At 65.9% G+C, this 10,091-nt stretch carries 7 protein-coding genes; 5 read left to right on the plus strand and 2 right to left on the minus strand.

The annotated features are described in order from the left end of the window. Positions 1–115: 115 nt before the first annotated feature. Positions 116–1,573, minus strand: a complete 1,458-nt coding sequence (locus tag AC3E6W_RS06850) for a hemin ABC transporter substrate-binding protein (RefSeq protein WP_490652678.1) — start codon at positions 1,571–1,573, stop codon at positions 116–118. Positions 1,574–1,608: 35 nt separating this feature from the next. Here AC3E6W_RS06850 and miaB point away from each other — a divergent pair, with 35 nt between their 5' ends. The 3 genes from miaB to dapF all read left to right on the plus strand — a co-directional run bounded on the left by miaB (position 1,609) and on the right by dapF (position 5,162). Continuing rightward, positions 1,609–3,123 carry a tRNA (N6-isopentenyl adenosine(37)-C2)-methylthiotransferase MiaB gene (gene miaB, locus AC3E6W_RS06855; RefSeq protein WP_049344409.1) on the plus strand — a complete coding sequence of 505 codons (1,515 nt, stop codon included), beginning with the start codon at positions 1,609–1,611 and terminating at the stop codon, positions 3,121–3,123. A gap of 85 nt (positions 3,124–3,208) precedes the next feature. Then, on the plus strand, positions 3,209–4,129 hold the full coding sequence (gene miaA / locus AC3E6W_RS06860; protein ID WP_049344411.1) for a tRNA (adenosine(37)-N6)-dimethylallyltransferase MiaA: 921 nt from the start codon (positions 3,209–3,211) through the stop codon (positions 4,127–4,129). A 97-nt stretch (positions 4,130–4,226) separates the two neighbouring features. After that, entirely contained in the window at positions 4,227–5,162 is a 936-nt protein-coding gene (dapF, locus tag AC3E6W_RS06865; protein WP_049344416.1) for a diaminopimelate epimerase, read from the plus strand. Between the two features lie 165 nt (positions 5,163–5,327). On the opposite strand, the gene AC3E6W_RS06870 is transcribed toward dapF, so the two are convergent. Further along, positions 5,328–5,951, minus strand: coding sequence for a class I SAM-dependent methyltransferase (locus tag AC3E6W_RS06870; RefSeq protein ID WP_490652679.1), 624 nt, complete (start codon positions 5,949–5,951; stop codon positions 5,328–5,330). A gap of 198 nt (positions 5,952–6,149) precedes the next feature. Between AC3E6W_RS06870 and hflX the strand changes: the two genes are divergently transcribed. Together hflX and AC3E6W_RS06880 are read left to right on the plus strand one after the other, a co-directional pair. Continuing rightward, positions 6,150–7,829 (plus strand): GTPase HflX, encoded by a 1,680-nt coding sequence (hflX, locus tag AC3E6W_RS06875; protein ID WP_070482792.1) that lies wholly within the window; start codon positions 6,150–6,152, stop codon positions 7,827–7,829. Between the two features lie 24 nt (positions 7,830–7,853). Then, positions 7,854–9,914, plus strand: a complete 2,061-nt coding sequence (locus AC3E6W_RS06880) for an ATP-dependent DNA helicase (RefSeq protein ID WP_294617055.1) — start codon at positions 7,854–7,856, stop codon at positions 9,912–9,914. Positions 9,915–10,091: the final 177 nt, after the last annotated feature.

Consider the following 10,091-nt stretch of genomic DNA (forward strand, 5'->3'; position numbering starts at 1 on the left):
GCTACGCTCGGCACTATGACGAGCACAAGGGTGAGCCCGCCACCGAAATACTCTGTGGCGGGCTCACCCTTTTAAAACCCTATAAAGCCCCCTGTCGAAGGCCTATGGCCGTTCCCTACTCGGGTGAGTCCAGACGCTCGGCACATTCGGCCAGGGTTGCATCCTGCGAACCCGAAATCTGCAGGAGCAGGCGCATCAGCTGCGCGCCCTCGCGGCGAATCATCGGGAGCAGAACCGCACGCGGGGAAGCGGAGTAGAGCTCCACGAGCACGCACACCGTGACCGCGGTGCACACCGCGAGATCCTCGGCCAGGTGCGCCTCGAGCGGAGCATCATCGAAGAGTGCGGAGTACAGCGCCGGCAGGGCCCGCTGACGGTCCACCCGGTAGCGCGGGTATTCCGGTGACGAGGGGAAGCCCAGCATGGCCTCGACGAAGGGGAAGCCGCGGTGATGCAGGCAGGTGCCCTCAGCGTCCACGATGCGCACCGGTGCCTCCTCGGCCGGGCCGATAAGCACGTTCTGCGGCGAAAAATCGCCCGAGGACAGCATGTAGACGCGTCCGCGGTTGAGCTTGAACTGTTCGGGAACGGGCGGACGCTTGGTGAAGAAGGGCTGCACCACGCGGCGGAAGCGGAAGGAGAGCTCCTCCACGGCGGGCGGCAGAGTGCTGCGCGATTCGAGGTCTTCGGGAAGCTCAAAACCTTCGCGGTCCTCGAGGTGCTCCTGCTCATCCACGCCGTAAATTCGCTTGAGGCCACGCTCGGCCAGCGCCGGGGAGGCGATGGCCCCGGGGAATTGCGCCTTGCGGTCGGCGCGGGCCAGGTTCGCGCGGTAGCTTTCCACGGCCTCACCCATGATGCCGCTGGCGCCAAGGGAACGGTACGCCTCAATGTAGTAGTTCAGCGCATCCAGCGCCTGCTGTTCGGTGCCCTCCGTCAGGGCGTGGGCGACCGAGTACTGCTCACCCTCGGCGGTTCCGGCGCTTACATCCTCGAGCGCGATGACCCGCAGCTCGGCATCGGCACCGTAGAACCGCGGGAAGAGCCCGGGCACCTGCTCGTTGAGGGCCGGTAGGCCGTAGCGTTCGCGCAGGTACCCGAAGCCGCCGGCGTTCTGCGTGGAATCCTTGCGGCGGTAGCGCTTAAGAATCAGGGAGGACGGCAGGGCCTCGGCGGCCTCCGCGGGGTCGGCTGCCTCAAAGTTCACACGCACCACGACCGAGCGCATGCCGGTGCCCAGAATCCGTACGCTCGCAAGGTCGCGGCCGCCGGATCGCTCCAGGCCCTTCGCCCAGGCCAACATGCGCGAGAGGTTGCGGCGCATCGCGGCGGAGTCTGCGCTCGCCTGGGGCGGCACGGGGGTGTAGAGGGCGATGGCCTCCTCGATGAGAGCATCGATGAGAGCATCGTCGGTAGAGCCGGCCTCGGCGCTAGGGGAGCGCTCGGCCTCGGGGGCGACCTCCTCCGGGTTTAGCACCTCGGGAGCCTCCGCCTGCTGCGCGGGGGCATCGGAAGAGCCAGAGGAATCGTTCGGTGAAAAACGCGAAAAGTTACTACTAAGGGAAACCTGCATAGAGCCATTATCCCCCATCGGATACCCTATAGGGCATGACTTCGACCCTCAGCGATTCCGCCCAGACCACCGAAACCAGCCCCCGCACCTACGAAGTGCGCACTTTCGGCTGCCAGATGAACGTGCACGACTCCGAACGAATGTCGGGTCTGCTCGAAGCTAACGGCTACGTTCGCGCTGAGGAGGGCGTCGAACCCGACCTGGTTGTTTTCAATACCTGCGCGGTGCGCGAAAACGCCGCCAACCGCCTCTACGGTAACCTCGGTCAGCTGGCCCCCGTCAAGCGCCGCCATGAGGGTATGCAGATTGCCGTGGGCGGCTGCCTGGCGCAGAAGGATCAGGACGCCATCATCGAGAAGGCGCCCTGGGTGGACGTCGTGTTCGGTACCCATAACATCGGCTCCCTGCCGGCCCTGCTGGAGCGTGCCCGCCACAACCACGAAGCGCAGGCCGAGCTGCTCGAATCCCTCGAGGTGTTCCCCTCGACCCTGCCGACCAAGCGCGATCACGTGTACTCGGGCTGGGTGTCTATCTCCGTGGGCTGCAACAACACCTGCACCTTCTGCATCGTGCCCTCGCTGCGCGGTAAGGAGAAGGACCGCCGCCCCGGCGACGTGCTCGCCGAGGTTCAGGCGCTGGTCGACGACGGCGCTATCGAGGTGACCCTGCTGGGCCAGAACGTGAACTCCTACGGCGTGGAGTTCGGCGACCGTCAGGCGTTCTCCAAGCTACTGCGCGCCTGCGGTGAAATTGAGGGCCTGGAGCGCGTGCGCTTCACCTCCCCGCACCCGGCCATGTTTACCGACGACGTGATCGACGCGATGGCCGAAACCCCGAACGTCATGCCCGTGCTGCACATGCCGCTGCAGTCCGGCTCCGACAAGGTGCTTAAGGATATGCGCCGTTCCTACCGCTCCAAGAAGTTCCTGAACATTCTGGAGAAGGTGCGCGAGCGCATCCCGAACGCCGTGATTACCACCGACATCATTGTGGGCTTCCCCGGCGAGACCGAGGAGGACTTCCAGGAGACCCTGAAGGTTGTGGAGCAGGCTCGTTTCTCCTCCGCGTTCACCTTCCAGTACTCGATCCGCCCCGGCACCCCGGCGGCGACCATGGAGAACCAGATCCCGAAGGAGGTCGTGCAGGAACGCTACGAGCGCCTGATTGCCCTGCAGGACCGCATCGCCGGCGAGGAAAACCGCAAGCAGCTCGGCAAGACCGTTGAGCTGATGGTCGTGGCGGAGGCTGGTCGTAAGGCCGAGCAGACCCACCGCCTCTCGGGTCGCGGCCCGGACCAGCGCCTCGTGCACTTCTCGGTACCCGAGGGTTGCGAGACCCCCCGCCCCGGCGACATGGTGACCGTGCCGATTACCGAGGCCGGCTCCTTCCACCTGATTTCCGATCCGACCGCCGAGCAGTACAGCCTGCGCCGCACCCGCGCCGGCGACGCGTGGGACCGCTCCCAGGCGGATTCCTGCGGTACCGGCACCACCCAGGTTCCCGGTGCGCCGGTGGGCCTGGGCATGCCGACCATCGGCCTGCGCCCCTAATCTTTCATAGCGAGTCGTGTGCCCCGTTCATCGGGTCCTCATCCTCACCGCGAGTGGGGCAGTGGGAACCGGTAGAATGGGGCGCATGACTATCTCCGAAACTCTGCCCGTTATCGCTATTGTGGGCCCGACCGGCACCGGTAAGAGTGCGCTCGCGATTGAGTTGGCTCTGCGCCTGAATGGCGAGTGCATTAACGCCGACTCCATGCAGTTCTACCGGGGCATGGATATCGGCACCGCGAAGGTCACCGCGGAGGAGATGCGAGGCGTTCCGCACCACCTGCTGGACATTATGGACGTGCGGGACGAGGCCTCCGTAGCGGAGTTTCAGGAGCGCAGCCGCGAGCTGATTGAGCAGATTCGCGGCCGTGGCCGCTACCCGATTCTGGTGGGCGGTTCGGGCCTGTATGTGCGCGCCGCCCTGGATAAGTTGGAGTTTCCCGGCACGGATGCGCGGGTGCGCGAGCGCCTCGAGGAGCAGGCGCGCACCGAGGGCATCGGGGTCCTGCACGCCCGCCTGGCGGAGGTCGATCCTGAGTCGGCTGCGCGCGTGAAGGATGAGCGCCGCATCATTCGCGCCCTGGAGGTGTTCGAGGTGACGGGCCGCCCGTTTTCTGCGTTCATGCCGGTGCGCGAGTACGTGACCGAGAGCGTGCAGATTGGTCTGGATATGGATCGTGTCCTGCTGCATGAGCGTCTGCACCGCCGCGTGGAGCTCATGCACGAGCGCGGCCTGCTGGACGAGGTGCGTGCCCTGAACGAGCAGGGATTGCAGGAGGGGAAGACCGCCTCCCGCGCGATTGGTTACGCGCAGTTTGCCCGCGCCCTTGAGGACGAAGACTACGGCGTGGAGCAGGCGATTGAGGACACGACAATTGCCACCCGCCAGTTCGCGCGCCGCCAGCTGACCTGGTTCAGGGGAGATGAGCGTGTGCACTGGTTGGATGCGCTCTCACCCACCCTTGCCGATGAAGCGGAAGCCATCATCCGCGAAAGCACCCGATAAGCCACAATAACGAGCCGCCGCCGAACAGATACCCCCTCGAACCGGTCGGCGCGGTAAAATCATAGACGGACAGGCCCCCGACGTTTAAGGACAGCATATGAGCGAGAACCCCTCCACCTGGGGCGAGCTGGCAGGATTGACCCTCACCAAGGGTCACGGCACCGGCAACGATTTCATCTTCGTGACGGATGAAAAGTCAGAGATTGCCCTCACCCCCGACCTGGTCGCCCGCGCCTGCGACCGCCACTTCGGTATCGGTGCGGACGGCTTCATTCGCGCTGCCCGAAGCACCTCTTCCCGCGGCGGCCAGAAGCTCCTCGAGGAATACCCCGACGCTGTGTGGTTCATGGACTACCGCAACGGTGACGGCTCCATCGCCGAGATGTGTGGCAACGGCGTGCGCGCCTTCGTGGACTACCTGCGCACCGAGGGCCTGATCGAGCTTGAGGTCGGCCAGACCGTGCAGATTGCCACCCGCGCCGGAGTGAAGACCGTCGCCCGCACCGAGGAAGGCTACGCCGTCGACATGGGCCCCTGGAGCTTCATCCACGGTGACGCCGCCCGCGAGGGAGGCGAGGACTGCCTGGTGTCCGCCCGCGGCCTGAAGACCCCGCGCGCCGGCCTGTCCATCTCGATGGGCAATCCGCACACTGTGGTCATGCTCGGCTCCGAGGGCAAGCTGGACGGCCTGGACCTGTACAGCCAGCCGCAGGTTAACCCCGCACCCGCAGACGGCACGAACGTCGAATTCGTGGTGCCGGTCGAGCTGGAAAATGACGGCAGCACCCACGTGGGCGCTATCCGGATGCGCGTGCACGAACGCGGTGTGGGCGAGACCCTCTCCTGCGGTACCGGCGCCTGTGCGGCTGCCGCAGCCACCCGGTTCTGGGGCGGCGAGGAGGCGCCGGACGAATGGCTCGTGCACGTGCCCGGCGGTACCCTGGCCGTCACCTTCGTGCTCGGCCCGGACGACCTCGAGCACGTGGTGCTGGCCGGCCCGGCGCAGATGGTTTCGACCGTGGTGCTACGCTAGGGGAACGAGCTAAGGTACTGCCCCGGAACCGGAGCGCGCAGAGACTTGATATAGAAAAGCGGCGGGTGTTTTCTGAGATCCTTTCAGAAAACACCCGCCGCTATGTCTTAAACGGTTGGCGACATTCGCCGAGCGGTTTTAGCCGGGTGGCTTTCGCCGGGCGGTTTAGGCCCCGTGGCGGTGCACCAGCAGAATACGGAAGCCCTTCGCCGTTGCGTAGCGCGACACCTCAAACTCGCCGGGGTACAGCTCCTCCAGCTTCGCATCCAGCCACTTCTGCAGCGAGTCGGAGCCGAGGTTCTTCTGCACCACCAGGTACGCGTCCCCCTCCGGGGCCAGGCGCGGCAGCCAGGTCAGCAGAATTTCGTGCAGAACCTCCTTGCCCACGCGAATCGGCGGGTTCGACCAGATGGTGTCAAAGCGCAGTTCGGGATCCACCGAGTCGGGGGTTCCCACGGTGACGTTCGGCAGCCCGAGCGCGGCGGCGTTGCGCTCGGTCAGGCTGATAGAGCGGGAGTTGACGTCCACCGCGTGTACCTGAGCCTGCGGGGCGAGCATCGCCAGGGTCAGGGTGATGGGGCCCCAACCGCAACCGATATCGAGGAGGCGCTCGCCGCGGGGTTCGGGGGTCTCCTGAAGCAGGATGGCCGTGCCCTTATCGATGCCGGATGGGCTGAAGATGCCGTTGGCGGTGGTGACGGTGACCTTGCGGCCTGCCAGCTCCACCTGCACGGGGCGGGGCTTGAACTCCGTCTCGGGGGTCTCAGAAAAGTAATGCTGCTCGCTCATGCTATCCAGTGTACCGGGAGGCCCGCACCGGCCCGGTTCCCGGGGGGCAGAACGGCGTCCCGATCCCGCCTGACGCTCCTGGCCCGCACGGCCCAGCGTTCCTGGCCCGAACGGTGCTGTGCCCGCCTGCACGCCCTGAGCGCACAGGTGACCAAACCCCCTACCCGAGCGGGGCAACGGCGGTAGAATGGAAGGCGTATGACTTCTAAGAATAATTCCGTATCTGAGGCCGAGAAGTTGCCGAGCGACGAGCAGCTGCGCCGCACCGTGGACCGCGTTCTGGGCCGCTCCCAGTCCGCCTCCTCACTGACCACCTACGATGCCGCGGGCACCGCGCATCACGAGAGCGCGCCGACGCGCGGTAGCCGCCGCGTGCTCGACACCCGCGCGCGTGAAATTTCCGATGTTCAGCGTGAGCACTCCGAGTTCGATGGAGATCAGGAAGACCTCGCCGAGCGCCGCGCCCTGCGCCGAGTAGCTAACCTTTCCACCGAGCTGGAGGACGTCACCGAGGTCGAGTACCGCCAGCTGCGCCTGGAACGCGTGGTGCTGGCCGGCCTGTGGACCGAAGGCACCGTCGAGGACGCCGAAAACTCCCTGCGTGAGCTGGCCGCGCTGGCCGAGACCGCCGGCTCCGAGGTGCTGGACGGCCTGGTTCAGCGCCGCCTCAAGCCGGACCCGGGCACCTTCCTCGGCTCCGGCAAGGCCCTGGAGCTCAAGGACATCGTGGAGGCCACCGGCGCCGACACAGTGATTGTCGACTCCGAGCTGGCTCCCTCCCAGCGCCGCGCCCTCGAGGATATCGTCAAGGTGAAGGTCATCGACCGCACCGCCCTGATTCTCGACATCTTTGCACAGCACGCTAAGTCCCGCGAGGGTAAGGCGCAGGTTGAGCTGGCTCAGCTGGAGTACATGCTGCCGCGTCTGCGCGGTTGGGGCGCCTCCCTGTCCCGTCAGGCGGGTGGCCGTGCCGCCTCCGGTGAGGGTATCGGCTCGCGCGGTCCCGGTGAAACCAAGATTGAGATGGACCGCCGCCGCCTGCGCGCCCGCATGGCCAAGCTCAAGCGTGAAATTGCCGCGATGGCGCCGGCGCGTGAGACGAAGCGCCTGAACCGCCGCCGCAACCGCGTGCCCTCGGTGGCTATTGCCGGTTACACGAACGCCGGTAAGTCCTCCCTGCTGAACCGTTTGACCGACGCGGGCGTGCTCGTGGAGAACGCCCTGTTCGCAACCCTGGACCCGACCGTGCGCAAGGCGCAGACCCCCGACGGCATCGGCTACACCCTCTCCGACACGGTGGGTTTCGTGCGCTCGCTGCCGACCCAGCTGGTGGAGGCATTCCGCTCCACCCTGGAGGAGGTTGCCGACGCCGACGTCATCCTGCACGTGGTGGATGCCTCTCACCCGGACCCGGAGGGCCAGATTCGCGCCGTCCGCGAGGTCTTTGCCGAGGTGGACGCCCGCCACATCCCCGAAATCATTGTGTTGAACAAGGCCGACGCGGCCGACCCCTTCGTGCTGGAGCGGATGCGCCAGCGCGAGCCCGAGCACGTCATCGTATCGGCACGCACCGGCGAGGGCATCGAGGAGCTCAAGCAGAAGATTGCGGACACGATTCCGCGCCCCTCGATTGAGGTCAAGCTGCTGATTCCCTACAACCACGGCGAGATTATTTCGCGCCTGCACGAGTGGGACGCAGAGATTAAGAGCACCGACTTCGTATCGGACGGCACCTTCGTGACGGCACTGGTCCGCGAGGACGTCGCCTCGGACCTGGCCGAGTACGTGTTGGAGGGCGACCTGCTGGAGGTTCTGGAGGAGGAGCTGGCCGAGGCCCGCGCCCTCACCGCCGAGGCCGATAGCGCCGAGACTCGCTAGGATCCGGTTAACGTGACGCAGAAGATGACGGGACGCGCCAGCGTGCCCAAAAACGCCTCTGGGACTGTACCCGTAGCCGAGGGCACCCGATTCACCGGGCAGGAGCTTGAGACCCTGCCCGGTGCGAAGGATGCCCTGAACCTGCTCGACGAGGTTGTGGAGGCCACGGGCGGGCAGAAACGTGAAGGTCAGCGCACGATGGCGGCATACGTAGCGCAGGCCCTTGAACTGCAACGGCATCTGCTCGTGCAGGCCGGCACCGGCACCGGTAAGTCTCTGGGCTACCTGGTTCCGGCTCTCGCTCGCGTGGGGGAGTCCGACCAGCCCATCGTGGTGGCTACCGCGACCCTGGCCCTGCAGGCGCAGATCGTGAACCGCGATATTCCGCGTCTTCTGCAAGCACTGGAGCCGCGCCCGGAGTCGCAGGCGCAGGTGGCCCTGCTCAAGGGCCGCAACAACTACCTGTGCCTGCACAAGCTTGAGGGCGGCTACCCCGAAGAGGAACAGGATGCCCTCTTCGACATGCCTTCTTCGACCTCCCGCGTGGGCGAGGAAGTCGTGCGCCTGCGCGAGTGGGCTGACCGCACGGAGACCGGCGACCGCGACGAGCTCAAGCCAGGTGTGTCCGATCGCGCGTGGGCTCAGGTCTCGGTGAGCGCGGCCGAATGTCTGGGCCGCCGCTGCCCGCTGGTGGAGGAGTGCTTTAGCGAGATGGCGCGTAGTCGTGCCGCCGAGGCAGATATCGTCATCACGAATCACGCCCTGCTGGCCATTAACGCTTTCGAGGGCATGAAGGTTCTGCCTGAGCACGAGACCGTCATCATCGACGAGGCCCACGAGCTGGTGGACCGCGTGACCGGTGCGGTTTCCGGATCGCTGACCGTTGCGATGGTTCGCCGCGCCGCTCGAGGCGTGAAGAAACACTCTAAGGCCGATTCCGGGGCCCTGGAGATGGCCGCCGGAACCCTGGAAACCGCACTGGAGGGCCTGCCCGAAGGGCTGCTCAACGGCCTCGACGGTCGTCTGCTCACGGCCCTGTCCGCGGTGAACGATGCGGCCCGCGCCGCGCTCTCCGATACGAAACCCGACGGACAAGAGGCCGACGCCGGCCTGCAGATGGCCCGTTCCCGCGTCTCGGAGGTGCACGAGGTGAGCAACCGCATCCTGGAGGCTTCGGCTGAGCAGGATGTGCTGTGGGTTTCGCGTCAGGGCGGCTGGGAGAACGGCCGCTACGTGGCCGCCTCCGATACCGACCCGGCGACCCTGAATATCGCCCCGCTGAGCGTTGGCCTGCAGCTGCGTGACGGTCTGTTTGCCGACCGCACCGTAATCCTAACGAGCGCGACCCTGACGGTGGGCGATTCCTTCGATGTGGCCGCCGGCGCCCTGGGTTTGCAGGGGGAGGGGGCTCCCCGCTGGACGAGCATCGATGTGGGTTCGCCCTTCGACTACCGCAAGCAGGGCATCATATACGTAGCCGGGGATCTGAAGCCCCCGGGATTTGGCGTGCACGAGGGCCAGCTGGAGCGACTTCGCGAGCTGTGCGAGGCGTCCGAGGGAGGTGCCCTGGGGCTGTTCTCCTCGAAGCGTGCAGCCGAGCGCGCCGCAGAGTATATGCGTGAGCACAGCGATCTGAATATTCTTCTGCAGGGTGAATCCTCGCTGAAGGCTCTGGTGGAGGAGTTTAGCGAGGATGTTGACTCGTGCCTGTTCGGTACGATGAGCCTGTGGCAGGGCGTTGACGTCCCCGGAGACTCCTGCCGTCTGGTGGTGATGGATCGCATCCCGTTCCCGCGACCGGACGATCCGATTGCGCAGGCCCGCACGGAGTCGGTGAACCGTCACCGCGGTAACGGGTTCATGGCCGTCTCTGCGCATCACGCGGCTATCCGCATGGCGCAGGGCGCGGGTCGCCTGATTCGTTCGGTGAATGACCGCGGGGTCGTGGCGGTTCTGGATTCGCGACTCGCAACGAAGCGCTACGGCGGCTACCTGATGAGGGCCATGCCGCCGATGTGGCCCACCCAGAATAAGCAGGCCGTGGTGGGTGCGCTGGCCCGTCTCTCGGAATCCATCGACAGGTAGCCCGTCTACCGTGTGCTGAGCGGCCATTGTGTATTGAGCGGGCGGCGCGTTTTCCCCGCAGGGCTATTTCCCCGTAGAGTCAGAGAAAAGCCCCCGGCACTCGCAAACTTTGAACTGCGCCCCGAAACTTGGACGCTTTAAATAGTAGCCCCTATACGGCTTCCCTCAGGGCCTGAA

The sequence above is a fragment of the Rothia sp. SCPM-O-B-18226 (M350) genome (genome assembly GCF_058213595.1).

What these genes read in the sequence shown, in the direction of transcription:
- AC3E6W_RS06870 (WP_490652679.1), bottom strand. Translation starts at nt 5,951, where the DNA reads ATGAGCGAGCAGCATTACTTTTCTGAGACCCCCGAGACGGAGTTCAAG.
- AC3E6W_RS06880 (WP_294617055.1), top strand. Translation starts at nt 7,854, where the DNA reads ATGACGGGACGCGCCAGCGTGCCCAAAAACGCCTCTGGGACTGTACCC.
- AC3E6W_RS06850 (WP_490652678.1), bottom strand. Translation starts at nt 1,573, where the DNA reads ATGCAGGTTTCCCTTAGTAGTAACTTTTCGCGTTTTTCACCGAACGAT.
- miaB (WP_049344409.1), top strand. Translation starts at nt 1,609, where the DNA reads ATGACTTCGACCCTCAGCGATTCCGCCCAGACCACCGAAACCAGCCCC.
- hflX (WP_070482792.1), top strand. Translation starts at nt 6,150, where the DNA reads ATGACTTCTAAGAATAATTCCGTATCTGAGGCCGAGAAGTTGCCGAGC.
- miaA (WP_049344411.1), top strand. Translation starts at nt 3,209, where the DNA reads ATGACTATCTCCGAAACTCTGCCCGTTATCGCTATTGTGGGCCCGACC.
- dapF (WP_049344416.1), top strand. Translation starts at nt 4,227, where the DNA reads ATGAGCGAGAACCCCTCCACCTGGGGCGAGCTGGCAGGATTGACCCTC.